Raw genomic sequence first — 24,581 nt, forward strand, 5'->3', positions numbered from 1 at the left:
TCAGATCGGGAGGCCGGAGTATTGCTCGGCCGGATCCGCCTCTACATCGATGGGAAGGTGATCCCAGCATGCGATATCGGGGCGCGCGGAACATCCGCTGTTCCACTCAGTGGAAGGCGACGAGGTTCCCGATCTCGATTCGCCCGCCGTGGAGGTGCACTCGCTGCGTGGCATCCGGCGAACGACGATCGTGGGTGACGAGGACCACGGCGACGCCGCGCGCCCGCTCCGCGGCGATGCACTCGAACAGCAATCTCACTCCGTCGACGTCGAGGCCCGATTCCGGCTCGTCGAGAAGGAGGAGATCTGCGCGCTGCGCGAGACCCTGCGCGAGAAACGCTCGCTGGCGCTGCCCGCCGGACAGCTCAGCAAGGGATCGCCGTTCGAGTCCGGCCAGACCGACGGCAGCGATGGATGTCGCGGTGACGGATCGATCCTCGTGTCTGTTCCTGACCCGGTCCCGAAGCGGTCGACGGAACCAGCGCCCCATCCCGACGACATCCGCCACGGTGAGCGGCAGCGCGTCGCTCGCTTCGCTGCGCTGCGGCACGTAGGCACGCCGGACGTCCCGGCCGAGGCGCAGCTCGCCCTCCTCGAGTGACAGAAGCCCGGCGAGCGCTGCGAGGAGAGTCGACTTCCCGCTCCCGTTACTCCCTGTCACCACCGTGAGCGACCCGGCCGCGAGTTCTAGACCGACCTCTCGGAGGATCGTCCGACCGCCCTGGGCGACCCGTCCGCGGGTGATGGATGCGAGGTTTCGTGAGGAAGACACAGCGCCACAATAGCAATTGATAATCGTTATCATTTAACGCTAGGGTTCGAGCCATGTCCTGGCTCACCGATCCCTTCAGCACCGAATTTATGCAGCGGGCGCTGCTCGGCGGCTCCCTCGTTGCGGTGATCTGCGCCGTCGTCGGGGTCTGGGTGGTTCTTCGCGGAATGGCATTCCTTGGGGAGGCCATGGCCCACGGCATGCTCCCAGGCGTCGCCGTCGCCACCCTGATCGGAGCGCCGATCCTGGCCGGCGCGGCACTCAGCGCCCTCGCGATGAGCGCGGGAGTCGGCCTCCTCCGGCGCCGCGGCCGCCTGTCGCATGACACGAGCATCGGACTCCTGTTCGTCGGGATGCTCGCCCTCGGAGTGATCGTCATCTCGCACTCCGGCAGTTTCGCGACCGATGCCACGGCTGTGCTGTTCGGAGACGTGCTCGCAATTTCGTGGGCAGATGTCGCCACGCTCGCCGCTGCTCTCGTCACCACCCTCGTCGTTGCAACGGTTTTCCATCGCGCGTTTGTCGCCCTCGCATTCGACGAGCGTGTCGCTCGCGTGCTGGGCCTACGTCCCGCCCTCGCCCAGGTGATGCTGATCGGGCTCGTCACGGTCGCCGTCGTCGCGTCGTACCAGGCCGTCGGATCCCTCCTCGTCGTCGGCCTGCTGCTCGCTCCTGCCGTCGCGGCCGGCCGATGGACCCGCCGGATCGTGCCCATGATGCTGCTCGGCGCGGTCCTCGGGCCGGTCGCCGTCACTGCCGGCCTCCTTCTTTCCTGGCACACCGGCACCGCGGCGGGAGCATCGATCGCCGCGGCTGCGATCGGCTCCGCGATCCTCTCCGCCGGCGTGCGATCCGCGGTCATTGCGCTGCGCGACGCCCCCATCTCAACTCCATCCGCCCCTGCCCCGAAAGCGACCAGTGTCTCCTCGTAACGTCCTCGTCTCATCGATGCTTCTGGTGAGCGTCGCTGTCCTCACCGCCTGCGCAGTTCCCGGTGTCGCACCGACGCCGAGCCCATCGAGTTCGATCGGCGACGGCCACGGTTTCGTCGCGGGCGCCGAGGAGGTTGCCGAACCTCCGCTCCACCTCCTCACTCTCGGCGCAGACGGTTCGGTCGCCCAGATGGACCTCGTCGATGAGAGCTGGACGTCGATCGGCGGCGTCGACGGGATCTCGGACATCGTCACCGATGGCCGGTTCGTCTTCGCGACCGATGCAGACAGCGGCACGGTGACGATCATCGACAGCGGCATGTGGACGCGTGATCACGAAGACCACTTCCACTACTACCGGGGTAAACCGCGGATCGTCGGCGCCATCGAGGGAACGGGACCGGCGACGATCAGCCCCGGGGCTTCGGCGACGGGCGTCTTCTTCGCGGAATCGGGCAAGAGTGTTCTTCTCGACAACGCCGCGCTCAGCGAAGGCGACGTCGTCGAGCGGTTCCGGATCGACGGAACGCCCGGTCCCGGGTCACTGGTGCAGTTCGGTTCGCATGCCCTCCTGGTGACGGGGTCCGGTACCTCGTCGAAGGTCCTCGCCCTGGACGCCGCGGGTGACGCACTCGAAGATGCGTCCGCCGCGTGCGCGGATGCCGGCACGCCGGTCACCACACCGGTCGGTGTCGCCTACCCCTGCACCGACGGCGCCCTGCTCGCCATCGCAGCGGACGACGGCATCCAATTCGAACGGATCCCGTACCCGGATGCCGCCGCGCCGCCGGCGCATTCCTTTGCCGCCCGCGAAGGCCGCCCGACCGTTGCGGGGCTCGCCGGCGACCGCGGCATCTGGCTGCTCGACACCCGTGAGCGCACGATGACGTTCCTGCCGACCGACGTCTCCCTGCTCCAGGTCACCGCCGTCGATGACGAGGTCGGGCATGTCGTCGCCCTCACCGTCGACGGTCGCATCACCGTCCTCTCAGCCGACGGCACCACTCTGGCGACCACGAACCCCCTCCTGCCGGTCACCATCGGGGACGCGGCACTGCTCAGTGGTGTCGCGCTCGTCGTCGACCAGCAGCGCGCCTGGGTCAACGCCCCTGGCGAGCGACTGCTCCACGAGATCGACTTCGCCGACTCGGCACGCATCGCGAGGAGCTTCCCCACCGAAAGCGTGCCGCGGTTCGTCGCAGGGACCGGACGGTGATGAGGATGCGAACCCGCCTCCTGGCCCTCGTTTGTGCCCCCGCGATGGTCCTCACCGTGACGGGCTGCGTCGAGACATCGCCCGACCGACCGCTGATCGTCGTGACCACCAACATCCTCGGCGATGTCGTGTCGCAGGTCGCTGGCGACGAGGCAGAGGTTCTGACGCTCATGAAGCCGGACGCCGATCCTCATTCGTTCGAGATCTCGGCGCGGGAAGCATCGAGGCTTCACGACGCCGACCTGATCGTGTCGAACGGGCTCGGACTCGAAGAGGGGCTTCAGCAGCACCTCGACAGTGCAGCGGCAGACGACGTACCCGAGTTCGTTGCCGGCGAGAGAATCGACGTCCTCGACTACGCCGATGGGGACGCCACCGGCGCGCCTGACCCGCACTTCTGGACCGATCCGGCACGGATGATCGATGTCGTCACCGGCCTCGAAGCCGCCCTGTCGGGAATCGACGATGTCGATGCGGCCGTGATCGCCGGAAACGCCGCGAGCTACCTCGATGAGCTCGGCCACCTCGAGGTCGAGATGACGGATGCCTTCGCCGGCATTCCCGAGCAGCGCCGGGCCCTCGTCACCAACCACCACGTCTTCGGCTACCTCGCCGAACGATTCGGGTTCCGGGTGATCGGCGCCATCATCCCCGGCGGCACGACCCTCGCGGCGCCAAGCGCTTCAGATCTCCGGGACCTCGTCGGCGCGGTCGAGAAAGCCGGCGTTCCCACGATCTTCGCGGAGTCTTCGCAACCCGATCGCCTCGCTCAAGTGCTCGCGGACGAGGCGGGCATCGACGTCTCGGTCGTCGAGCTCTACACCGAATCACTCACGGCGCCTGGCGTCGGCGCCGACAGCTACCTGACCATGATGCGCGTCAATACCGACCGGGCTCTCCTGACCGAGACCCACAACCGAAAGAAGCCATGATTCAACGACACTCCCGCCTGTCCAGGGCCGCCGTGGCCGTGCTCGGCACGGCGCTGCTCGCCACGGCCTGCGCCTCGCCGACCTCAGGCAGCGCAATGAAAGCCGATTCCGTCGACGGAACGAAGGTCGACGCGCAGACCCCCCGCGTCACCGTGACCTATGACGGCGGCATCCTCGTGCTCGACGGGGCAACCCTCGAGCAAACGGCCGACGTGCCCATCGACGGTTTCACCCGGGTCAACTCTGCCGGCGACGGTCGCCACGTGCTCGTCACTGTCCCCGCCGGATTCCAGGTGCTCGACGCAGGCACGTGGACCTCCGACGGGACCAGTTACGTCGCCGATCCCGAACTGACCGACCTGGTCTTCGAAGCGGATGCTGCCGGGCACGTCGTGAAGCACGGAGGCAAGACGGTGCTCTACGCCGACGGCACCGGTGACACGACCATCTTCGAGACCGACGACCTGCTCACCTCAGACGGCGAGCTGCCCGAGACCGAGGTCGTTCCTGCTCCGGAAGCGCACCACGGAGTCTCGATCGAACTGGAGGACGGCACGCTGCTGACAACGGTGGGCAACCCGGAAACCCGATCAGGAATCCGGGTCCTCGACGCCGACCGGAACGAGGTCGCCGTCAGCGACGAATGCCCGTCCGTTCACGGTGAAGGCACGGCAGCGAATGAAGTCGCGGTCTTCGGCTGCAGCGACGGCGTGCTCGCCTACGACGACGGGACGATCACGAAGATTCCTGCCCCCGACGAATACGGCCGGATGGGCAACGCCTACGTCAGCGACTCGAGCACCATCGCGGTCGGAGACTACAACTCCAACCCGGATGCCGAAGGGTACCTACTCACCGAACTCGCACTCATCGACACCGAGTCGAAGTCGATGGAGGTCGTGGACCTTCCCGATGGAATCAGCTACACCTGGCGGGATGTCGCACGCGGACCCGGCGATGACATCTACCTGCTCGGCAGCGACGGCAACCTCCACGTGCTCGACGAGAACACCGGAGAGATCACCGGTTCCTTCCCCGTCATCGACCCGTGGGAGAGCCCCGTCGAATGGCAGGACCCGCACCCCGCCATCGTCGTGAACGGGAGCATCGCGTATGTCACCGAACCGGCATCGAACTCGATCCATGCGGTCGACCTCGAGACCGGAGAGGTCGTGGCCTCTGCCGAACTGGCCGGGACCCCGAATGAGATCGCGGTGGCGGTCGGCTGACCGACGCGTGGTGGCCGGCACGCTGAGCCGGCCACCACACGGCGGATGCGCCCTGCAATACTTCTCGGATGAAGACTTCTTTGATTCCTCAGACAGATCTCGAAACCTCCAACGTCATCCTCGGCCTGATGCGCATCTCCGAACTCTCCGATGCCGAAATCCGGGATCTCATCTCGGCTGCCAGGGATGCCGGGATCAACTACTTCGACCACGCCGACATCTACGGCGGCGCACGGCACGAATGCGAGCGTCGGTTCGGCGACGCCGTGACCTTCTCCCCTGCGGAGCGGGAGTCGGTGGTCGTGCAGTCCAAGGTCGGCATCCGGGACGGCTACTTCGACTTCTCGCGTGAGCACATCCTCACGACCGTCGACGAGTCCCTCGCCGCACTCAAGCTCGACTACCTCGACGCCCTCCTGCTTCACCGCCCTGACACGCTCGTCGAACCGGAAGAAGTCGCCGCCGCCTTCGACGAACTCCACGCCGCTGGCAAGGTGCGTCACTTCGGGGTTTCAAACCACACTCCTGGCCAGACCGAGCTCCTCAAGAAGTTCGTCAACCAGCCCCTCGCGATCAACCAGGTTCAGCTGAGCATCACGCACGCACCGATCGTCGCCCAGGGCACAGCCGCGAACATGGTCGGCCTCGACCAGTCGATCAGCCGCGACCTCGGGATCCTCGATTACAGCCGACTCAACGACATCACCCTCCAGGCCTGGTCCCCCTTCCAGAAGGGCTTCTTCGACGGGGTGTTCCTCGGTGACCGCGAGAAATTCGCCGAACTGAACGACGTGATCGACGAGCTCGCCTCCGCATACGACGTGCCGACCTCCGCGATCGCGGTCGCCTGGATCACCCGTCATCCCGCGAACATCCAGGTCGTCCTCGGCACCACGACGATCGCCAGGGTGCAGGAGTCCGCCCTGGGCTCAGACCTCCCGCTCACCCGCGAGGAGTGGTACCGCCTGTACACCGCAGCCGGCCACATCCTGCCGTAGGCCAGAGCGGAACGCCGACGACATGACGCTCACCCCCTCGCCCACAGACGCGCAACTCGCCTGGCAGAGGATGGGCATGGGGATGTTCGTCCATTTCGGGCTCAACACCTTCGCCGATCGCGAGTGGAGCGACGGCACCCTGCCCGCCGGCTCCTTCGATCCCAGCGACCTCGACGCGAGGCAGTGGGCGCGCACGGCGGTGGATCTCGGGGCCGAATACGTCGTTCTCACCGCCAAACATCACGACGGTTTCTGTCTCTGGCCCACCGCGACCACGTCGTATTCGGTCGCGTCCTCACCCTGGAGATCAGGGAAGGGAGACGTCGTGGCCGAACTGGCCGACGCCTGCAGGGACGAAGGCCTCAGGCTCGGGCTCTACCTCTCGCCCTGGGATCGCAACGCCCCGAGTTACAGCGACCCGGCGGCGTACGACGACGTCTATATCGCCCAGCTGACGGAGTTGTGCACACGGTACGGCCCGCTCGTCGAGGTCTGGTTCGACGGGGCAGGCTCCGGAGGGCACCGCTACGACTGGGCCAGGTACATGGAGGTCGTCCGCTCGCACCAGCCCGACGCGATGATCTTCAACATGGGCGAGCCGACCATCCGGTGGGTCGGCAACGAGGACGGCCTGGCCGGCGACCCGGTGCGGTACGTCATCGACTCCACTCCTGACAGCCAGTACGTGGAGAGCGCGACGTCCCTCGTGACGGAGGCCTACCTTCCACCGGAGTGCGATGTCTCCCTCCGGCGCAAGTGGTTCTGGAGCCCTGACGACGAACCCAAGTCGGTCGAGCACCTGCTCGCGATCTACTACCGGTCGATCGGGCTGGGGGCGAACCTGCTCCTCAACGTTCCGCCGGATCGTTCTGGGCGGATCTCCGGAACGGATGCCGCTCGGCTGGCCGAGTTCCGCTCGGAGCTGGATCGCCGGCTGGGACGACCGGTACCGACGCGGCTGTCACAGGACGGCGACAGGGTCACGGTGCACTGGGACGGGCCACTCACGATCGAGCATGTCGAGCTCGAGGAAGACCTCAGCGACGGCCAGCGCGTGTCGGGCCATTCCGTCAGCATCGACGGTTCCGTGGTCGCCGGCGGCGGGAGCATCGGCATCCGGCGGATCCACCCGATCCCCTCCGTCGTCGCGAACAGGCTGGCAATCGACCTGACGGGCGAGGGCGGACGACTGCGCTCGGTCACTGTACGCACCGGCGGAGACAGTTCCATGGAACCCCAGATCCCGGCGGGTTACGAAGCGCCCACCGACACACCTGACGACGCCTGACCAGCCGCCCGACCGCGCCGCATCCCCGTCACCGCCGCGTTCACCGCAACGATGATCGCGATGCCGAGCAATTCGTGGGCAACGGGGACCTGGTGCAGCACGACGAGCCCGGCGAGCGCCGCGATCACCGGATTGATGCTCATGAACACGCCGAAGACCGATGTCGGCACCCGACGCAGCGCGAGCAGGTCGAGTGCGTACGGGACGGCGGAGCAGAACACTCCGGCAGCGACGGCGGCAAGGACCGACCTCACGTCGAACCGCCCCTGCACGGCGAACACGACGATCACCGGCGCCGACATCACTGCGGCGACCAGTGTCGCCGCAGCTGCACCGTGCAACCCGGTGGTGCGTCGCCCGATCACCCGGTTGAGCAGGATGTACGACGCCCAGCAGCAGGCGGCGATGAGGCCGAAGCCGACGCCGATCAGGTCGCTCGACGGCCCGGGCAGCACGAGGATCCAGACGCCCGCGAACGCGATGACCGCACAGACGAGGTCGCGCAGCCTCCTGGACGATGCGAGCGCGACCCCGAGCGGCCCCAGGAATTCGAGGGTCACGGCGAGGCCGAGCCCGATGCGATCCACCGCCGAGTAGAGCGTCAGGTTCATGGTCACGAAGACGAGGCCGAGAAGCAGGATCGGCCACCACTGCGCTCGCGTGAATCGGTGCAGGGGCGGGCGCACCACCGGCATGAGCACGGCTGCTCCGACGATCTGGCGGACGGCGACCACTCCGACCGGCCCGATCGCGTCGAAAGCGGTGGCGCCGACCGCCGCGCCGAACTGGTTGCTCGTCGCGCCGGACAGCATCATGAGGATGCCCGAGAGACTTACTCGAGTCGGAGCCGCTGCCGCGTTCGGCGTCGCCGGATGACCGGTCGTGGGAGGCGCGGTGTCCGTGCGAGTTGTCGTCGGTTGGTCGTTCACGATGCCAGTCTCACGAAATGTGACGACACCGCAGAATGCGTGACGGGGCACTGCCATACGCTGGACGCATGGCTCTGGATCTGTCGCACCTGCGGTTACTCGTGGCCTGCGTCTCGCAGGGCACGATCACGGATGCCGCCATCGAGGTGGGTTTGTCGCAGGCGGCGGCGTCCCGCGCGATCGTTGCACTCGAATCAGAGCTCGGGACCCGTCTGCTCCGGAGGGGACCCAGAGGCGTCATTCCGACTCCGGCAGGCAACAGGGTCGTGGCGCACGCCAGGCGGGTGCTTGCAGAGGTCGATGCATTGCGCACCATGGCCAGTTCGGAGAGCGGGACATTGCGGGTCGGCTACGCGTGGGCCGCCTTCGGGGCCCACACCGACGGCATCCGCAAACGATGGTCGACGGAGCATCCTGACACCCGCCTCGAACTCGTCCACGTCAACTCGCGCACCGCAGGTCTCGCCGAAGGGGTCGTCGACGTCGCGGTGCTCCGCGTGCCCGTCGACGCCCGGTTCGAAACCGTGGAAGTCGGCCGGGAACGCCGGTTTGCCGCGATTCCTGCAGACGACCCGCTCGCACGTCGCCGGTCGCTGTCACTGGCCGACCTGGAGGGCCGTGTCGTCGCGACGGACCCGGAGTCGAGCACGACGACGGCGGCGCTCTGGCCCGAGGCAAGTGTCACGATGACACGCATCTCAGACATGGAGGAATGGCTCGACGAGATCGCAACGGGCGGAGCTGTCGGCACCACCGCAGAGGCAACGGTCGCGCGGCATCCTCGTCGTGGCGTCGCCTACCGGGTGCTTCGCGGAGCACCTCCGATTCCGGTGACGCTTGCCTGGTGGCGCGACGACACGGCGCGCGACGGACGCGCGCTGGTGGAGATCGCGCGAGAACACTACGCCGACGGGCGTCCATGACCTGATGAGTCTGCATCCGCCCGGATCGCGGGGGCGTTGACCAACCCGGTTCGAGATGGAACGATCGTGCAGGTGACCAGCACCACCGACACGACACAGCGCCTGAGCGATCTCGCCCGGCTGCGTCGGGTGCGCGACCGGATGGACCGGGAGTACGCGCAGCCCCTCGACGTCCAGGCGCTCGCGCGGGGCGTCAACATGTCCGCCGGTCACCTCAGCCGTCAGTTCCGTGAGGCATACGGCGAATCCCCGTACGCCTACCTGATGACGCGACGGATCGAGCGCGCGATGGCGTTGCTGCGTCGCGGCGATCTCAGCGTCACCGACGTCTGCTTCGCGGTGGGCTGCGCGTCCCTGGGCACCTTCAGCACGCGCTTCACCGAGCTGGTCGGTGTGCCCCCGAGCGTCTATCGGCGCGAGAGCGTGCACACGACCGCCGGGATGCCGGCCTGCATAGCAAAACAGGTGACGAGACCGGTCAGGAATCGAGAAGCGCGCGTGCCCGTGCCCCAACTAGGTTGACTGCCATGAACATCACCATTTTCGCGAGTTTCCTTCCGCACACGGATCCGGATGCCTCTCTGTCGTTCTACCGCGACGTCCTGGGTTTCGAGGTCCGCAACGATGTCGGCTACGAGGGGATGCGCTGGATCACCGTCGGCCCCGTCGGCCAGCCGGACACGGCCATCGTCCTCGAACCGCCGGCCGCCGACCCCGGCGTGACCGATGACGAACGTCGCACCATCGTCGAGATGATGGCCAAGGGCACGTACGGTGGCATCGCCCTGGCCACCCCCGACCTCGACGGTACCTTCGAACGACTGCAGGCCAGCGGTGCCGAGATCGTCCAGGAACCGATCGACCAGCCGTACGGCATCCGGGACTGCGCCGTCCGTGACCCGGCTGGGAACCAGATCCGCATCCAGGAGCTGCGCTGAAGCTGGTTAGATCGAACCAGGCGACACCGACGGAGACCGCGAACGCGGCTCCGCCCGACAGATGGAGACACGATGAGCATGGCCACGAGGACGGACACGCAGTCGTCTGAACCACAGGTCGCAGACAGCCACGATCTGATCCGCGTGCAGGGCGCTCGCGTGAACAATCTGAAAGACATCAGCCTGACTATCCCGAAACGTCGACTGACGGTGTTCACCGGGGTCTCCGGCTCCGGCAAGAGCTCCCTGGTGTTCGGCACCATCGCGGCGGAATCGCAGCGGATGATCAACGAGACCTACAGCGCGTTCCTGCAGGGCTTCATGCCGTCACTGGCGCGGCCGGACGTCGACGTGCTCGAAGGGCTGACGACAGCGATCATCGTCGATCAGGAACGGATGGGCGCCAACTCACGGTCGACGGTCGGCACCGCTACCGACGTCAACGCGATGCTCCGCATCGTCTTCAGCCGCCTCGGCCAGCCGCACGTCGGTTCCCCCCAGGCCTTCTCATTCAACGTCGCATCGATCAGCGGCGCTGGGGCGGTCACCTTTGAGCGCGGCGGCAAGACGACGAAGGAACGACGGGATTTCGAGATCACCGGAGGCATGTGCCCGCGCTGTGAGGGCATGGGCACGGTCAACGACATCGACCTGAGCCAGCTCTACGACGATTCCAAGTCACTCAACCAGGGGGCGATGACGATCCCCGGCTACACCGCAGACGGCTGGGGCGTGAAGATCTACGCGGGTTCCGGCTTCGTCGATCCGGACAAAGCGATCCGTGACTACACCAAGAAGGAGCTCGACGACTTCCTGTACCACGAGCCCACGAAAGTGAAGATCGGCGACATCAACATGACCTATGAGGGACTGGTTCCCCGGGTCCAGAAGTCGATGCTCTCCAAGGACCGTGAGGCCATGCAGCCGCACATCCGGGCATTCGTCGACCGCGCGGTGACCTTCACGACCTGTCCCGAATGCGGCGGCACCCGACTCAATGAAGGTGCACGATCGTCGAAGGTTGCCGGCATCAACATCGCAGAGGCCTGCGCGATGCAGATCAGCGACCTTGCCTCCTGGGTCCGCGACGTCGACGAACCATCGGTTGCGCCGCTGCTCGTGGCCCTGCGTGACACCCTCGACTCCTTCGTGGAGATCGGGCTGGGCTATCTCTCACTCGACCGGCCGGCCGGAACGCTGTCAGGCGGTGAAGCCCAGCGCACGAAGATGATTCGTCACCTCGGCTCCTCGCTCACCGACGTCACGTATGTCTTCGACGAGCCGACCATCGGTCTGCACCCGCACGACATTGAACGGATGAACAAGCTGCTTCTGCAGTTGCGCGACAAGGGCAACACCGTGCTCGTCGTCGAACACAAACCAGAGATGATCGCGATCGCCGACCATGTCGTCGACCTCGGCCCAGGTGCCGGAACCGGAGGCGGCAACATCACATTCGAGGGGTCGCTCGACGACCTCCAGTCCAGCGATACCCTCACCGGTCGGCACCTCCACGACCGGGTCGCTCTCAAGGACACGGTGCGGAAGCCGACCGGCGCCCTCGAGATCCGCGGAGCCACCGAGCACAACCTGCAGAACGTCGACGTCGACATCCCCCTCGGTGTGCTCGTCGTCGTCACCGGAGTGGCCGGCTCCGGCAAGAGCTCCCTCGTGCACGGATCCATCCCCCGTGGTGCCGATGTGGTGTCGATCGACCAGGGGGCGATCCGCGGTTCACGGCGAAGCAACCCCGCGACGTACACCGGGATGCTCGAACCGATCCGCAAGGCGTTCGCGAAAGCCAATGGCGTGAAGCCTGCGCTGTTCAGCTCCAATTCCGAAGGCGCCTGTCCGGTGTGCAACGGCGCAGGAGTCATCTACACCGAACTCGGTGTGATGGCCACCGTCGAGTCGCCGTGCGAAGTGTGCGAGGGTAAGCGGTTCCAGGCCGAGGTGCTCGAGTACAAGCTCGGTGGCCGCGACATCAGCGAAGTGCTCGCGATGTCCGTGACCGAGGCGGAAGAGTTCTTCGGATCGGGCGAGGCCCGCACTCCGGCCGCTCACGCCGTGCTCGACCGGCTCGTCGACGTCGGACTCGGCTATCTCAGCCTCGGCCAGCCGCTCACCACCCTGTCCGGCGGCGAGCGCCAGCGGCTCAAGCTCGCCACGCAGATGGGCGAGAAGGGCGGGATCTACGTGCTCGATGAGCCGACCACCGGCCTGCACCTGGCCGACGTCGAGAACCTGCTCGGCCTGCTCGACCGGCTCGTCGACTCAGGCAAGTCGGTCATCGTGGTCGAGCACCACCAGGCGGTCATGGCGCATGCGGACTGGATCATCGACCTCGGTCCAGGAGCCGGTCACGACGGCGGCCTTGTCGTGTTCGAGGGTTCGCCAGTGGATCTCGTCTCCGACCGGTCCACCCTCACCGGCAAGCATTTGGCGGCATACGTCGGCGCCTGATCGGCGTCGCCGATCGATCAGTTCTGAAGAAGCACCGTCGGCATCCGACGAATAGAGTCTGTCCCATCAGGTCCCCCGAAAGGAACAAGAAATGGCCGAGGCGAAGAAGACAGCGAAGTCGTACGACGGATTCACCGACGAAGAACGCGCCGCGATGAAGGAACGCGCGCAGGAGCTCAAGGCCGAGGCGCGCCGCGGTGACCGCGATGCGAAGGCGCGCGAGAAGGGCGAAAAGGACCTTCTCGACAAGATCGCCGAGATGTCCGGGAACGACCAGGACATCGCTGAGAAGCTTCACGCCCTCGTCTCAACTGTCGCACCCGAGCTGATGCCGAAGACCTGGTACGGGCAGCCCGCCTACGCGAGGGATGGCCAGATCGTCGTCTTCTTCCAGGCGGCCCAGAAGTTCGACTCACGGTATCCGACCCTGGGGTTCAACGACCCGGCCAAACTCGACGACGGCACCATGTGGCCGACCTCCTTCGCCCTGACCGCGTGGACCGCCGAGAACGAGAAGGCGATCGCCGCCCTCGTGAAGAAGGCAGCCGGCTAGAGGAGCGGAAGCCGCTTGACCAGACGGTCGACGGCGTTCCGCGGACCGACGATGCTGATGCCGACGAGGGAGGCATCCGCAGTCTCCCTCAGTTCTGACACGTACTCGTCATAGACCCGGTTGGTCTGCGCGGACAGCGGCATATCGGCCACGAAGACGGCGTCATGACCGGCGGCCTTCGCGCGGATCGCAGAGATCTGCTCGGCTGTCGCCGACAAGACACTGCAGCCCGCCCAGGGAAGCCCCTCATGGGCTGCCCCTGTCGCGTCCACCGCGCTCGGCCCGATCAAACCGACGATCGCTTGGCCGGTGGATGCCGAGACGCAGGCGACCGCGTTGACCATCTGTCCGAGCGGGGCATCGTCGCGAACGACAACGACCCATTTGAGACGCGCAGACCGTGTCGGTTCCCCGGTGAGGATTTCGTCAGGGGCAAAGGCGGGTATGGTCACTCTTATCCTTACGTCCGGTAATACGAGGCATCAGGCTAGCAAGACAGCCATCAGAGCGCCGCTGGACCGGATTATCTACGGAGGAAGAGGGGAAATGGCGATACTGGACGACATTGATACGGCGATCATCCGGGAATTGCAGTCAGATGCCCGGCGCACGAACAGGGACATCGCCGCGGCGGTCGGCATCTCTGCCACGACCGCACTCGACCGCACGAGGTCCCTGCGACAGCGGGGGATCATCCTCGGCGCGACGCTGCAACTCGACCTCGGTTCGATCGGGCGGCCGGTCCAGGCGATGATCGCCGTGCGCATCCGACCGCCGTCCCGGCGCAATATCGAGGGTTTTCGCAACTGGGTTTCGGCCCTCCCTGACGTCGTCTCCGTGTTCGTGACGAGCGGCAATGAGGACTTCCTGATTCACGTCGCGGTGCCGAGCAACGACCACCTCTACGCCTTCGTCATCGACAAACTGACCGAACGCAACGAGATCGTCGATGTCCGCACCTCTGTCGTCTACGAACACATCAGAAGCCCGGACGTCCTCCCGGCGTAGACCCGCGCACGGCGACGCGTCCTGGTGGCATCCGGCCGGAGAACAGGAACCTTTGGGCATTGCGTCGAGGGCTGCACGGCGGGACGCTTGGGGGACAACGCGCAGGGATCCATCCGTTTCGGCTTCCGCGACCAGGTAGTGGAGGAACACCATGGGTGCTGAACCCAACGGCACGGGCACGACATCGACGATGATGGCGCTTCGCGCGCACCGGCGTGGTGGGCCGGAGGAACTCGTCTACGAGGAGGCGCCGAGGCCGGTCCCAGGCACTGGTGAGATCTCGGTCGCCGTGCGGGCGGCCGCGATCACCTTCGCCGAGCTGACCTGGCCGGAGACGTGGGAGACCGGCGGCGTCGACCGGACGCCCATCATCCCGTCGCACGAGTTCTCCGGAGTGATCGCCGGGATCGGCCCGGATGTCGTCGACCTGGCCGTGGGCGACGCGGTTTTCGGGATCGCCCCGTTCGACGGCGACGGAGCGGCTGCCGAATACGTTGTCGTCCCCGTCGCATCCGTCGCCCGAAAGGATGCTTCGGTCTCCGATGTCGACGCGGCCGCTGCCGTTCTGCCGGCTCTGACGGCGTGGGAGGCGCTCAACGAGCACACCCTATTGACGGCCGATCAGCACATTCTGATCAGGGGCGGAACCGGTGGGGTCGGGGCGTTCCTCACCCAGTTCGCGCACCGGATCGGCGCCGAGGTCACCGTGACGGTGAGCTCGGCGTTGGCAGACGCCCACGCGAGAAGCCTCGGCGCCGACCACGTCGTCGTGGTGGCGCGTCACTCGGAGCCGCTCGACCTGCACGGGTTCGACGTCGCGATCGACGCGGTCGGGGGTGACGTGCCTGAGTGGATGTACGCCGCGGTTCACCAGGGTGGACAACTCATCGTCCTCCAGGAACCCCCGAGCGACGACTTGGCCGAGAAGTACGGCATCCGTGCTCTCTTCTTCGTCGTCGGCACGCGTCAGGACAGGCTGGAGGAACTGGCCGCGTTGCTCGCCGCTGGGGACGTCGACGTGGCGATCGCCCAGACGTTCCCGCTTTCAGCCGGTCGGGAGGCCTACGAAAGCGGGGAACTGCCGAAACCGAGGCCGGGGAAGACCGTCATTCTCGTTCCGTAGTTCCGTCGCGTTCGCCCTGAAATCTGCCGCATCCGGGCACGAAAAAAGCCCCCGATTCCTCGGAGGCCTTCTCTGTGTTTCAACCCTGTGCGCGAGGGGGGACTTGAACCCCCACGCCCTTTCGAGCACTGGCACCTGAAGCCAGCGCGTCTGCCAATTCCGCCACTCGCGCAGTGTTGCGACACGTGCGTGTCAACTCAGCGAGATTAGCATGACGCCGGTCGAATCGCCATTCGGCCGGAGGGGTGCGGATGCTGTCCTGTATATAGGGGAGCGCGGGTTTTGGCAGGTCCGCAGGCGGCTTGAGTCGCACTCACAGCCCCGCCTACTAACATGTGCATAGCCATTTGACACGATCGGGAGACCTGTGGGCATTCTGGACAACTTCGAGAAGGGTCTCGAACGTGCCGTTAGCGGTGCGTTCGCCAAGACCTTCCGTTCGGGGCTGCAGCCGGTCGAGATCACCTCGGCACTCAAACGGGAACTCGACACCAAAGCAGCCGTGATGAGCCGCGACCGCATCCTCGCGCCCAACCAGTTCGTCGTGCGCATGTCGCCTGCGGACAACGAGCGCATGGCAAGCATCGGTCCCGCACTCATCGACGAACTCACGAGTCTCGTGCAGAAGCACGCGACGCACCAGGGCTACCAGTTCGCCGGCGGAATCAGCATCCGCCTGAAAGCAGACGGCAGCCTCTCCGACGGGATGCTCCAGATCGATTCGGTCAACGTGAAGGGCCAGGTCTCGTGGACGCCGGTCCTCGACATCGGCGGCCAGCGCCACCCGATCACGAAGAGCCGCACGGTCATCGGCCGCGGCAGCGATGCAGACATCACGATCGACGATTCAGGCACCAGCCGCAAACACGTCGAAATCCTTTGGGACGGCGAGCGCGCCCAGGCCCGTGACCTCGGGTCGACGAACGGTTCGACCCTCAACGGAAACCCGTTCACCCAGACCGCGCTGACCCCCGATTCCGTCGTTCAGATCGGTCGCACCCGTATTGTGTTCCGAGTGCTGGCACAATCTTCCGCTCCGAGTCCCCGTGACGATTACGACGACTCCACCCGCGCTTATGGCGCGGAGGGCGGATTCTGGGGGCCCAAATCGTGAGTGAACTCACCCTGCTGGTGCTCCGCATCGGCTTCCTTCTTCTCCTCTGGCTGTTCGTGTTCGCTATCGTCTACGCCCTCCGCGCCGACATCTTCGGCCAGGGCTCGCGCAAGGCACAGGCGGCTCAGGCGGCCACGGCTCCCCGGGCAGCGCCGGCCCCACCACTGCCTCCGAAAGCGGCTCCGGCACCCCCGGTCCTGCCAACGGGAGGTCGCAGGAACGAGAAGGCGAGCATCCACAACGTCAACCGCCTCGTCATCACCGCAGGGCCCAAGGAGGGCCTCGAGGTGATGCTCGGACGCGACCCGCTGACCATCGGCCGCGCACCCGACTCGGGTCTCGTCATCCGCGACGACTACACCTCGACCCATCACGCGAAACTCCTGCTCTGGAACGAGGACTGGATGATCCAGGACCTCGACTCCACCAACGGCACGTTCCTCGGCGGCAAACGCATCAGCTCACCGACGCAGATCACGCTCGGCACTCCGATCAAGGTCGGCGCGACCAGTTTTGAACTGCGGCGGTAGACGATGACGAAAGCAGGCGACTCTGCGGCCATCTCCCATGTCGGGAAAGTCCGCTCGAACAACCAGGACTCCGGATACGCCGGAACCCACTTGTTCGTGGTCGCCGATGGCATGGGCGGTCACGCCGGAGGCGACGTGGCCAGTGCGATCGCCATCAAGCGGATCATGCAGGCGGATGCCGATTTCACCAGCGCACAGGACGCCGAAGCCGCACTGCAGACCGCGATCAGTGCGGCGAACTCCGAACTCGCTGAAGCCGTGTTCGAGCACCCTGAGCTCGGCGGCATGGGCACGACGGTCGACGCCATCGCTGCGGTCGGCGACGAGGTCGCCATCGCGCACATCGGTGACTCCCGCATCTACCTCCTCCGCGACGGCGAACTGAGCCAGATCACCACCGACCACACCTTCGTGCAGCGGCTCGTCGACTCCGGCAGGATCACCGAGGAAGAGGCGATGGTCCACCCGCGCCGCTCCGTGCTCATGCGCGTGCTCGGTGACGTCGACTCGAACCCCGAGATCGACACCATGGTGATGCGAACCCACCCGGGTGACCGCTGGCTGCTCTGCTCGGACGGCCTCTCCGGCGTCGTCGAGAACGAAGCCATCCAGGTCACCCTCGCCCAGAACCTCCCCGCCCGCCAGGTCGGCGAGCAGCTCATCCGCAAGGCGCTCGACGGTGGAGCACCGGACAACGTCACCGTCGTCATCTTCGACGTCGGTGCCGAACGCTCGGCGAGCGCCGAGACCCCCGTCATCGTCGGGTCGGCGTCCCGACCGCTCGCGTACCAGAACGAAGTGCCACGACGCACCGGGCTGCTACCGTCGCTGCGGCTGCACTCCGGCCGGGCAACCTCGTCTGGCCCCAGCCACTTCGAGCCGGCGTCGGACGACTACCTGGACGAACTCATCGAAGAGGATGCCCGCCGCGCGAAGCGACGACGCCTCACCTGGCTCGTCGGCTCGATCGCGATCGCCCTCGCCATCGCTCTTGCATTGCTCCTCGGCTACGCCTGGACGCAGACTCGCTACTTCGTCGGCGCGGACGAAGACACCGTGGTCATCTTCCAGGGCATCCAGCAGGACATCGGTCCGTTCAGCATGTCAACCGAACACAACGACACCGGCATTCCCATCTCGATGCTGTCGACCTACGACCGGCAGCAGGTGGAGCAGACCATCAGTGCCTCGTCGCTCGAGGAAGCGCAGGAGATCGTCTCGCGCCTCCGCACCACCACGTCGAAGGACGACGAGTGATGTCAGATAGAACCCAGTCCACAGGAGCCGTCGGCGGCCGCATCGTCGACCTGCCCGCCTCCACGCCTGAATTCAAGGCGGACACCGCGGTCATCCGTACGATGCGCAAGCTGCACCTGCCGCAGAAGTTGCGCAACCGCGAACTCGCCCTCCTGCTCTTCGCCTGCGTCATCAACTCCGTTGCGATCCTGCTCGTGCAGCTCGGCGCGACCGGGGCGATCGACCTCGACCTCATCTACCTCGGCGCCGGCCTATCTGCCCTCGTGCTCGGGCTGCATGTCTGCCTCCGCTATGTCGCACCACAGGCAGACCCGCTCCTCCTGCCCATCGCCACCGTGCTCAACGGTCTCGGCGTCGCCATGATCTACCGCATCGACCTCGCGGTCGGTGTGACCGGCTGGGCAGCGGCATCCACCCGCCAGATCCTGTGGAGCGCCATCGCGATCATCGCGTCGATCGTTGTGATCCTCGTGGTCAGGAACCACCGCGTGCTGTTCAGGTACACGTACCTGTTCGGCTTTTTCGCGTTCATCCTGCTCCTGCTTCCGCTCGTCCCCGGCATCGGCCGTGAAGTCAGCGGCGCACGCGTCTGGGTCGGCATCGGCGACCTCGTCAGCTTCCAGCCCGGTGAGATCGCGAAGATCGCTCTGGCGATCTTCTTCGCCGGGTACCTCGTCCGCACGAGGGACAGCCTGTCCATGGTGGGCAAGAAGGTCCTCTGGATGCAGTTCCCCCGCCTCCGCGACCTCGGCCCGATCCTCGTCGTCTGGGCCCTGTCGATGGCGATCATCGTGTTCCAGCACGACATGGGAACAGCGCTCCTCTTCTTCGGCCTGTTCACGGTGATGCTCTACGTCTCGACCGGCCGGTTGAGCTGGATCGTCATCGGCGTCGGTCTCTTCGCCGTCGGTGCCTTCTTCGCCAGCCAGACCCTCACCTACGTGCACGGCCGGTTCCAGAACTGGCTCGACGCGTTCAGCACGCAGGTCTACGACGCCCAGGGAGGCAGCTACCAGCTCGTCCAGGGCATCTTTGGCCTGGCGCAGGGTGGCCTCATCGGCACCGGCCTCGGTCAGGGCAGGCCGCACCTCACCCCGCTGTCGCAGAGCGACTACATCATGGCGAGCCTCGGTGAAGAGCTAGGACTCGCCGGCCTGTTCGCCATCCTCGGCCTCTACCTGCTGTTCGTCTCGCGCGGGCTCCGCATCGGCTTCAGGGGCCAGGACGACTTCGGCAAGCTCCTCGCCGTCGGACTGGCATTCACCATCGCCCTGCAGGTGTTCATCATGGTCGGCGGCGTCACCCGGGTCATCCCGCTCACCGGCCTCACGACACCGTTCCTCGCTGCGGGTGGTTCGTCCCTCGTCGCCAACTGGATCATCGTCGCCCTCCTGCTGCGCGTGAGCGACAGCATTCGCACCGGCCCCGGAACGGAGGTCACCTCATGAACCGCGAATTGAAACGCGTCAGCGTCGTCGTTCTCGTCATGTTCTTCGCCCTGTTCGGCTCGACGACAGTCATCCAGGCTTTCCAGGCGGATGCCCTCCGGCTGGATGCGCGGAACACGCGCGCCCTTTACGACAGCTACGACACCGAGCGCGGTCCGATCCTCGCCGGCAGCACGGTGATCGCGCAGTCCGTGCCGACGGGCGACCAGTACGTCTTCCAGCGCGAGTACCCGCATGGCGAGTTGTACGCACCGGTCACCGGGTTCTTCAACCCGACCCAGGGCTCGGCAGGCATCGAGCAGTACATGAACGACTACCTGTCGGGCACCTCGAACTCGCAGTTCCTCGACGGCATCAACCGGATCGTCGCCGGCCAGGCCCCGAAGGGTGCAGCGGTCGAGGTCACGATCGACCCGATCGTGCAGCAGGCAGCGTTCGACGCGCTCGGAGACCGGCAGGGCGCCGTCGTGGCGATCGAGCCGTCGACCGGCCGCATCCTCGCCATGGTCACGTCACCCACCTACGACCCCAACGTGCTTGCGTCGCACGACTCGCAGAGCGTCATCTCCGCATACGCGGCGCTTGAAGACGACCCCCTCGATCCGCTGGTCAACCGGGCGACAGGCGGCGACATGAACCCGCCAGGCTCGACGTTCAAGATCGTTGTGGCCGCAGCGGCCATCGCGAGCGGCAACTACACGCCCGAGTCGACCTTCCCGAACCCGGCCAGCCTTCAGCTGCCCGACAGCGACGCCGTCGTCTACAACTGGACCCGCACCACCTGCGGGCCGGGTGAGACGGTCACTCTCAAGGAGGCGATCCGCCAGAGCTGCAACATCCCCCTGGCGGAACTCGGCATGGAGCTCGGCGACGAAGCACTGCGGGAGCAGGCCGAGAAGTTCGGCTTCAACACCGAGATGGCCCTGCCGACCCCGACGGGCGTGAGCGTCTACCCGGAGGACCTCGACGACGCCCAGACGGCCTTGTCGGCGTTCGGCCAGTACGACGTCAGGGCCACGCCGCTGCAGATGGCACTCGTCTCGGCTGGAATCGCGAACAAAGGAACGGTGATGGCACCGACTCTCGTCGACAGCGTGATCGGCCGAAACCTCGAGGTCCTCAAGAGTTTCGAGCCCCAGGTGATGAGCGAAGCGCTCACCGAGGAACAGTGCGTTCCGATCACCGACATGATGGTCAACGGCGTCTCAGCCGGACAATCGAACGGTGCAAGAATAGAGGGGGTCGACGTGGCGGGAAAGACCGGCACTGCACAGAACGGTGACGACGAACCATATTCACTCTGGTTCACCGGCTTCGCCCCAGCAAGCAATCCCGAGGTCGCGGTCGCGGTTGTCGTCGAGAACGACGGAAATCTGGGTCACCACAGCTCAGGAAACATCGTTGCCGCGCCAATTGCCAAGAAAGTCATAGAGGCGGTGCTGAACAAATGAGACCCACAGCAGGGGTCACCTTCGGGGGACGCTACGAACTGGAGTCCAGGATCGCCATCGGCGGCATGGGCGAAGTCTGGAACGCGACCGACCTGGTCATCGGTCGAACCGTCGCCATCAAGATCCTCAAGGATGAGTACCTCGGCGACCCGAACTTCCTCGAGCGGTTCCGCTCCGAGGCGCGCCACGCCGCCCTGGTGAACCACGAGGGCATCGCCAACGTCTTCGACTACGGCGAAGAAGACGGCAGCGCGTTCCTCGTGATGGAGCTCGTACCTGGGGAAGCACTGTCGACCATGCTCGAGCGCGAGCACGTGCTGTCCACCGACAAGGTGCTCGACATCACCGCCCAGACCGCTCTCGCGCTCCAGGCCGCACACGCCGCCGGCCTCGTCCACCGTGACATCAAGCCGGGCAACCTGCTGATCACCCCGGATGGCCGCGTCAAGATCACCGACTTCGGTATCGCCCGCATCGCCGACCAGGTGCCGCTCACGGCAACCGGCCAGGTCATGGGAACCGTCCAGTACCTCTCACCGGAGCAGGCGTCCGGCCACGCGGCCTCGCCGACCACCGACATCTACTCGCTCGGCATCGTCGCTTACGAGTGCCTGGCAGGCAAGCGGCCGTTCACCGGCGAGTCGCAGGTCGCGATCGCCATGGCCCAGATCAACGAGACTCCGCCGCCCCTGCCTGTCACGGTCTCCGAACCGGTACGCAACCTCGTGCTCTCGATGATCGCGAAGAACCCGTCCGACCGGCCGGCATCCGCGGCACACGTCAGTCGTGCCGCCCAGGCCCTGCGTCGGGGAGACACGGCAGCTGCTGCAGCGGCCGTTCCGGCCATCGCCGAGGGAAGCAGTCTCACCGACGCGACCATGGTCATGGGAGCGGGAGCGGACGATGCGACCCAGCTGATCGGCGCAACCGAGGTCACCACGACCACGACGGCCGAGGTCCCGGTCACCGAGCCGAAGAAGCGCAGCCCGTGGACCTGGCCGCTGATCGCCCTGATCACGATCCTCGCGATCGTCCTCGCCGGCACCGTCATCGCCCTGATCAATCAGGGAGACGGCGGCAACCCGCCTGCGACAACCACCTCGAAGACACCGAGTGCCACACCGACGCCCACTCCGACCCCGACACCGACTCCGACGAGCGAGCTCATCGCTGTCAGCGCCTCCGACTTCGTCGGCGACACCTACGACGAGGCCGCCGCGAAGCTCAGAGACCTCGGGCTCGCGTCCGAACGCGCGGAGGGCAATGCCGCCACCAGTGAAGACCAGGTCGGCATCGTCTACGCGATCAACCCGGAGGGCAACCTTCAAAAGGGCCAGGTCGTCACCGTCACCGTGTACGGTCCGATGGCCTCCATCCCCACCCCGACGGCCGCTCCGACCATCTCGGGCGACGGATGCGACGGCGCCGGCGGATGCGTGAACGTCGCGGCCGGCTCAACGGTCACCGTGAACTGGCCGGCATTCACTCAGTGCCCGGCCGGTCAGCAGATGCTCGGTTACCGCATCACCGCCACCGGCGGAACCCCGACCGCAGCGGGTGGAGCAGTGTCCACCAACAGCGGCCAGGTCGTCGTCGGCGACACCCCCGGCCCGCTCAGCATCACCTACAGCGTGTTCTGCGGATCGGGCGAATCAGCCCAGTCTCCTGCGGGAACAGCGACCATCCAGCCCGCCGGAGAGTGAGCATACGTCAGCGACTAAGCTATCCCTGACCTGACTATGGGTGTGATCTGAAGGAGTTCATGCGTGGCTGACGAACAACGCCTGCTCGCGGGGCGCTACCTCGTCGGCGACCTGATCGGTCGCGGTGGCATGGCCAACGTTTTCCGCGGCACTGATACCAAGCTCGGTCGCACCGTGGCCATCAAGATCCTCAAGGCCGACCTCGCCAACGACCCGGCTTTCCGCACCCGTTTCCGTCAGGAAGCCCAGGCGGCGTCGCGGATGGCTCATCCCACGATCGTGCGTGTCTTCGATGCAGGCGAGGAGACGATCAAGGAGGACGGGCGCGTTTCACGTGAACCCTTCATCGTCATGGAGTACGTCTACGGCCGCACGCTGAAGTCGGTCATCGCCGAGGGGCCGATGGAATCCGGCCGCGCCGTGGCGATCACCGAAGGCATCCTCACCGCCCTCGAATACTCACACCGCGCCGGAGTCGTCCACCGCGACATCAAGCCGGGCAACGTGATGATCACGCCGGACGAGCAGGTCAAGGTGATGGACTTCGGGATCGCGAGGGCCGTCTCCGATTCGTCGTCGACCGTCGCTCAGACCACGGCCATCCTCGGCACCGCCTCCTATTTCTCGCCGGAGCAGGCGAAGGGCGAAACCGTCGACGCCCGCACCGACCTCTACTCGACCGGGGTCGTCCTGTTCGAGATGCTGACCGGTCGGGCACCGTTCCGCGGCGACACCGCCGTCGCCGTCGCGTACCAGCATGTGAGCGAGACCGCCGTGCGGCCGTCGTCAGTGAACCCGAAGGTGTCACCGGCCCTCGATCACGTCGTCATGCGCGCGCTGGCCAAGGACCGTTTCGGGCGCTACCAGACAGCCGCGGACTTCCGCGACGACGTCGCCGTAGCCGCATCGGGCAAGATTCCCGTCCACCACGACACCGACGACGCGAGCACAGCGCTGTTCGGTCCCTCGCCACGCGCGTCGGCGAGCACCGAGCAGGCGCTCCGTCAGCTGACCAGCGACGACTCGGTCACGAGGACCCAGCGCCGGCCACCCGTTGTCTGGATCTGGGCAGGAATCGCGTCGATCGCTGTCGTATTGATCGCGGTGATGATCTGGGTGATGTCCCTCAGTCAGGCACCCGTGCTGCAGACCGAGTCGCGGCTGATCCCCGACCTCGTCGGGGTGAGTGAGGAGAGCGCGGTGAACACTCTCACCGACCTCGACCTCGTCGCCAGTGTGGTCACCGAAGAGAACACGACCGTGGACGAGGGACTCGTCATCCGCACGGATCCGAACGAAGGCAGCAAGGTCAGGCCCAAGGATGTCATCCGGGTCTACGTCTCGCTCGGAGCGGCCAAGGTCACGGTGCCGGATGTCGCTAACAAGACCTCGGAGCAGGCGCAAGCGGACCTGACCGCCGCTGGGCTGGCGATCGGGTCGATCTCGAAACAGAACTCACCCAGTCTCGCGGCTGGCTCCGTGATCAGTACTGACCCGGCAGCGGCAAGTGAAGTGCCTGAGGGCACCACCGTGAACCTCATCGTCTCGAGCGGAATGGTCACGATCAAGGACGTCCGTGGACAGTCGATCGATGTCGCGACCGAACTGATGGAGGACGCGGCGGTCGGGCTGACCGTGCAGCCGATCCCCGACACGAGCTGTCCGGCTCAGCCGGGCAACCCCGTGACGAACCAGTCGCTCGCACCAGGCGACGTACCCCAGCGGTCCACCATCGACCTCACCTACTGCACGGGCTGATGCGCCAGAGAGGAAA

23 protein-coding genes and 1 tRNA gene are annotated in these 24,581 nt (G+C 66.2%); 20 read left to right on the forward strand and 4 right to left on the reverse strand.

Going from position 1 to position 24,581, the window contains the following annotated elements; all coding sequences use genetic code 11:
* Window positions 1–106 precede the first annotated feature (106 nt).
* Window positions 107–772, reverse strand: coding sequence for an ATP-binding cassette domain-containing protein (locus AC1M2K_RS05940; RefSeq protein ID WP_480240228.1), 666 nt, complete (start codon window positions 770–772; stop codon window positions 107–109).
* Window positions 773–825: 53 nt separating this feature from the next.
* On the opposite strand from AC1M2K_RS05940, the gene aztB reads away from it, so the two are divergent.
* The 6 genes from aztB to AC1M2K_RS05970 all read left to right on the forward strand — a co-directional run bounded on the left by aztB (window position 826) and on the right by AC1M2K_RS05970 (window position 7,367).
* Window positions 826–1,704, forward strand: coding sequence for a zinc ABC transporter permease AztB (gene aztB / locus AC1M2K_RS05945; protein WP_480240229.1), 879 nt, complete (start codon window positions 826–828; stop codon window positions 1,702–1,704).
* A complete protein-coding gene (locus tag AC1M2K_RS05950; protein ID WP_480240230.1) occupies window positions 1,691–2,920 on the forward strand; it encodes an ABC transporter in 1,230 nt (409 codons plus the stop codon). The genes aztB and AC1M2K_RS05950 overlap by 14 nt, the downstream gene beginning before the upstream one ends.
* A 5-nt stretch (window positions 2,921–2,925) precedes the next feature.
* Window positions 2,926–3,852, forward strand: coding sequence for a zinc ABC transporter substrate-binding protein AztC (gene aztC / locus AC1M2K_RS05955; RefSeq protein ID WP_480240231.1), 927 nt, complete (start codon window positions 2,926–2,928; stop codon window positions 3,850–3,852).
* On the forward strand, window positions 3,849–5,081 hold the full coding sequence (gene aztD / locus AC1M2K_RS05960) for a zinc metallochaperone AztD (protein WP_480240232.1): 1,233 nt from the start codon (window positions 3,849–3,851) through the stop codon (window positions 5,079–5,081). Before aztC ends, aztD begins: the two co-directional genes overlap by 4 nt.
* A gap of 68 nt (window positions 5,082–5,149) precedes the next feature.
* Window positions 5,150–6,079 carry an aldo/keto reductase gene (locus AC1M2K_RS05965; RefSeq protein WP_480240233.1) on the forward strand — a complete coding sequence of 310 codons (930 nt, stop codon included), beginning with the start codon at window positions 5,150–5,152 and terminating at the stop codon, window positions 6,077–6,079.
* A 22-nt stretch (window positions 6,080–6,101) separates the two neighbouring features.
* Window positions 6,102–7,367 carry an alpha-L-fucosidase gene (locus AC1M2K_RS05970; protein ID WP_480240234.1) on the forward strand — a complete coding sequence of 422 codons (1,266 nt, stop codon included), beginning with the start codon at window positions 6,102–6,104 and terminating at the stop codon, window positions 7,365–7,367.
* On the opposite strand, the gene AC1M2K_RS05975 is transcribed toward AC1M2K_RS05970, so the two are convergent.
* Window positions 7,331–8,296 (reverse strand): EamA family transporter, encoded by a 966-nt coding sequence (locus AC1M2K_RS05975; protein WP_480240235.1) that lies wholly within the window; start codon window positions 8,294–8,296, stop codon window positions 7,331–7,333. The two genes, AC1M2K_RS05970 and AC1M2K_RS05975, sit on opposite strands and share 37 nt — an antisense overlap.
* Before the next feature lie 68 nt (window positions 8,297–8,364).
* Here AC1M2K_RS05975 and AC1M2K_RS05980 point away from each other — a divergent pair, with 68 nt between their 5' ends.
* The 5 genes from AC1M2K_RS05980 (at window position 8,365) to AC1M2K_RS06000 (ending at window position 13,173) form a co-directional block, all read left to right on the forward strand.
* Entirely contained in the window at window positions 8,365–9,219 is an 855-nt protein-coding gene (locus tag AC1M2K_RS05980) for a LysR family transcriptional regulator (RefSeq protein ID WP_480240236.1), read from the forward strand.
* A 72-nt stretch (window positions 9,220–9,291) separates the two neighbouring features.
* Window positions 9,292–9,741 carry a helix-turn-helix transcriptional regulator gene (locus AC1M2K_RS05985; RefSeq protein ID WP_480238916.1) on the forward strand — a complete coding sequence of 150 codons (450 nt, stop codon included), beginning with the start codon at window positions 9,292–9,294 and terminating at the stop codon, window positions 9,739–9,741.
* Window positions 9,742–9,746: 5 nt separating this feature from the next.
* On the forward strand, window positions 9,747–10,157 hold the full coding sequence (locus AC1M2K_RS05990; protein WP_480238915.1) for a VOC family protein: 411 nt from the start codon (window positions 9,747–9,749) through the stop codon (window positions 10,155–10,157).
* Window positions 10,158–10,229: 72 nt separating this feature from the next.
* A complete protein-coding gene (locus tag AC1M2K_RS05995; protein ID WP_480240237.1) occupies window positions 10,230–12,620 on the forward strand; it encodes an ATP-binding cassette domain-containing protein in 2,391 nt (796 codons plus the stop codon).
* Window positions 12,621–12,711: 91 nt separating this feature from the next.
* On the forward strand, window positions 12,712–13,173 hold the full coding sequence (locus AC1M2K_RS06000) for an iron chaperone (RefSeq protein ID WP_480240238.1): 462 nt from the start codon (window positions 12,712–12,714) through the stop codon (window positions 13,171–13,173).
* Here the strand turns inward: AC1M2K_RS06000 and AC1M2K_RS06005 are convergent.
* Complete coding sequence (locus AC1M2K_RS06005; RefSeq protein WP_480240239.1) at window positions 13,170–13,625, reverse strand: DUF2000 domain-containing protein; 456 nt, start codon at window positions 13,623–13,625, stop codon at window positions 13,170–13,172. The two genes, AC1M2K_RS06000 and AC1M2K_RS06005, sit on opposite strands and share 4 nt — an antisense overlap.
* A gap of 94 nt (window positions 13,626–13,719) precedes the next feature.
* Between AC1M2K_RS06005 and AC1M2K_RS06010 the strand changes: the two genes are divergently transcribed.
* Both AC1M2K_RS06010 and AC1M2K_RS06015 read left to right on the forward strand, forming a co-directional pair.
* Complete coding sequence (locus tag AC1M2K_RS06010; protein ID WP_480240240.1) at window positions 13,720–14,181, forward strand: Lrp/AsnC family transcriptional regulator; 462 nt, start codon at window positions 13,720–13,722, stop codon at window positions 14,179–14,181.
* 151 nt (window positions 14,182–14,332) lie between these two features.
* A complete protein-coding gene (locus tag AC1M2K_RS06015) occupies window positions 14,333–15,304 on the forward strand; it encodes an NADP-dependent oxidoreductase (RefSeq protein ID WP_480240241.1) in 972 nt (323 codons plus the stop codon).
* A gap of 88 nt (window positions 15,305–15,392) precedes the next feature.
* Here AC1M2K_RS06015 and AC1M2K_RS06020 read toward each other — a convergent pair.
* A tRNA-Leu gene (locus AC1M2K_RS06020) sits at window positions 15,393–15,476 on the reverse strand.
* Between the two features lie 195 nt (window positions 15,477–15,671).
* Between AC1M2K_RS06020 and AC1M2K_RS06025 the strand changes: the two genes are divergently transcribed.
* The 7 genes from AC1M2K_RS06025 to pknB all read left to right on the forward strand — a co-directional run bounded on the left by AC1M2K_RS06025 (window position 15,672) and on the right by pknB (window position 24,565).
* Complete coding sequence (locus AC1M2K_RS06025; protein WP_480240242.1) at window positions 15,672–16,418, forward strand: FhaA domain-containing protein; 747 nt, start codon at window positions 15,672–15,674, stop codon at window positions 16,416–16,418.
* Window positions 16,415–16,948 (forward strand): FHA domain-containing protein FhaB/FipA, encoded by a 534-nt coding sequence (locus AC1M2K_RS06030; protein ID WP_480240243.1) that lies wholly within the window; start codon window positions 16,415–16,417, stop codon window positions 16,946–16,948. The genes AC1M2K_RS06025 and AC1M2K_RS06030 overlap by 4 nt, the downstream gene beginning before the upstream one ends.
* 3 nt (window positions 16,949–16,951) lie before the next feature.
* Entirely contained in the window at window positions 16,952–18,205 is a 1,254-nt protein-coding gene (locus AC1M2K_RS06035; RefSeq protein WP_480238907.1) for a Stp1/IreP family PP2C-type Ser/Thr phosphatase, read from the forward strand.
* Between the two features lie 101 nt (window positions 18,206–18,306).
* Window positions 18,307–19,653, forward strand: a complete 1,347-nt coding sequence (locus tag AC1M2K_RS06040; protein WP_480238960.1) for an FtsW/RodA/SpoVE family cell cycle protein — start codon at window positions 18,307–18,309, stop codon at window positions 19,651–19,653.
* Window positions 19,650–21,104 (forward strand): peptidoglycan D,D-transpeptidase FtsI family protein, encoded by a 1,455-nt coding sequence (locus AC1M2K_RS06045; RefSeq protein ID WP_480240244.1) that lies wholly within the window; start codon window positions 19,650–19,652, stop codon window positions 21,102–21,104. Before AC1M2K_RS06040 ends, AC1M2K_RS06045 begins: the two co-directional genes overlap by 4 nt.
* Window positions 21,101–22,807, forward strand: coding sequence for a protein kinase domain-containing protein (locus AC1M2K_RS06050; protein WP_480240245.1), 1,707 nt, complete (start codon window positions 21,101–21,103; stop codon window positions 22,805–22,807). Before AC1M2K_RS06045 ends, AC1M2K_RS06050 begins: the two co-directional genes overlap by 4 nt.
* Window positions 22,808–22,870: 63 nt before the next feature.
* Window positions 22,871–24,565 carry a Stk1 family PASTA domain-containing Ser/Thr kinase gene (gene pknB / locus AC1M2K_RS06055; RefSeq protein ID WP_480238904.1) on the forward strand — a complete coding sequence of 565 codons (1,695 nt, stop codon included), beginning with the start codon at window positions 22,871–22,873 and terminating at the stop codon, window positions 24,563–24,565.
* Window positions 24,566–24,581: the final 16 nt, after the last annotated feature.

Source organism: Mycetocola sp. Y171, from assembly GCF_056713165.1.

Excerpts from the sequence above, each read along its gene's own strand:
- aztD (WP_480240232.1), top strand. The coding sequence starts at position 3,849 with ATGATTCAACGACACTCCCGCCTGTCCAGGGCCGCCGTGGCCGTGCTC.
- AC1M2K_RS05995 (WP_480240237.1), top strand. The coding sequence starts at position 10,230 with ATGAGCATGGCCACGAGGACGGACACGCAGTCGTCTGAACCACAGGTC.
- aztC (WP_480240231.1), top strand. The coding sequence starts at position 2,926 with ATGCGAACCCGCCTCCTGGCCCTCGTTTGTGCCCCCGCGATGGTCCTC.
- AC1M2K_RS05965 (WP_480240233.1), top strand. The coding sequence starts at position 5,150 with ATGAAGACTTCTTTGATTCCTCAGACAGATCTCGAAACCTCCAACGTC.
- AC1M2K_RS06000 (WP_480240238.1), top strand. The coding sequence starts at position 12,712 with ATGGCCGAGGCGAAGAAGACAGCGAAGTCGTACGACGGATTCACCGAC.
- AC1M2K_RS06050 (WP_480240245.1), top strand. The coding sequence starts at position 21,101 with ATGAGACCCACAGCAGGGGTCACCTTCGGGGGACGCTACGAACTGGAG.
- AC1M2K_RS06010 (WP_480240240.1), top strand. The coding sequence starts at position 13,720 with ATGGCGATACTGGACGACATTGATACGGCGATCATCCGGGAATTGCAG.
- AC1M2K_RS05980 (WP_480240236.1), top strand. The coding sequence starts at position 8,365 with ATGGCTCTGGATCTGTCGCACCTGCGGTTACTCGTGGCCTGCGTCTCG.
- AC1M2K_RS06015 (WP_480240241.1), top strand. The coding sequence starts at position 14,333 with ATGGGTGCTGAACCCAACGGCACGGGCACGACATCGACGATGATGGCG.
- AC1M2K_RS05970 (WP_480240234.1), top strand. The coding sequence starts at position 6,102 with ATGACGCTCACCCCCTCGCCCACAGACGCGCAACTCGCCTGGCAGAGG.
- AC1M2K_RS05990 (WP_480238915.1), top strand. The coding sequence starts at position 9,747 with ATGAACATCACCATTTTCGCGAGTTTCCTTCCGCACACGGATCCGGAT.
- aztB (WP_480240229.1), top strand. The coding sequence starts at position 826 with ATGTCCTGGCTCACCGATCCCTTCAGCACCGAATTTATGCAGCGGGCG.
- AC1M2K_RS06045 (WP_480240244.1), top strand. The coding sequence starts at position 19,650 with ATGAACCGCGAATTGAAACGCGTCAGCGTCGTCGTTCTCGTCATGTTC.
- AC1M2K_RS06035 (WP_480238907.1), top strand. The coding sequence starts at position 16,952 with ATGACGAAAGCAGGCGACTCTGCGGCCATCTCCCATGTCGGGAAAGTC.
- AC1M2K_RS06040 (WP_480238960.1), top strand. The coding sequence starts at position 18,307 with ATGCGCAAGCTGCACCTGCCGCAGAAGTTGCGCAACCGCGAACTCGCC.